This window comes from Dellaglioa sp. CoH-57-MRSF-16 (assembly GCF_056782055.1).
In genome coordinates this window covers 1-632 of sequence record NZ_JBXAXZ010000028.1, presented here as the reverse complement: position 1 = coordinate 632, position 632 = coordinate 1, and the positions used below count along the sequence as shown (strand labels likewise).

At 53.2% G+C, this 632-nt stretch carries 1 protein-coding gene; it reads right to left on the bottom strand.

Annotation, left to right across the window (positions count from 1 at the left end):
- Window positions 1–354: 354 nt before the first annotated feature.
- Window positions 355–632, bottom strand: a 278-nt coding sequence (locus AC1RPH_RS07685; protein WP_481762009.1) for a hypothetical protein, incomplete at its 5' end; no start/stop codon positions are given.

The following is a 632-nucleotide window of genomic DNA, read 5'->3' as shown; positions in this document are numbered from 1 at the left end:
GCCATCAGGCCCATGGCTTCGGCCTGATCACGCTCGATCTTCAGCTTCTCGCGCACGCCCTTGACCACGAGCCGAAACTTCTTGTAGTTAGGGTCTTCTTTGATGTCGGACAAGAATAGTTCGAGATCAGATTCTTCAGCCATTACAAAACTCCCTTTGCGCGCATGCAGTCCTTGAGGATCATGCCAAGAACACAAACTGCCACAGCGCCTGCCATAAACCCAGCAATAGCCTTCGGTGCAGCCCCTACAAGTTCGGTATCTTTTCGTGTGGCAAACCACGCCACAACCCAACCGCCAACTGCCATAGCGAGCATGAGTAGCAGATTGAACGCCAATGCTATTAGCAGGTCCATCATTGCTCCGTGAAAATTTGGGTAAGCTCGGTTCCGACGTGAGGGCTGATGATCATTGTGCCTTTGCCCGGATAGTGGAAGACCACTAGCTCTTCGGTGTTCAATAGGATTTCAACGCGATCTGCGGCACCGCGCGCTGCACCCATGTAGGCGCACACGTATCCACCGCCATTGAGCACCTGAAACGTGGACCGGAAATAGTAGCCCACCTTTTGTCCTTCGTGCAGTAGCCAGTAGCAGTCGAACATGCAGGATAGTGGAATAGCAGGCCCAACCT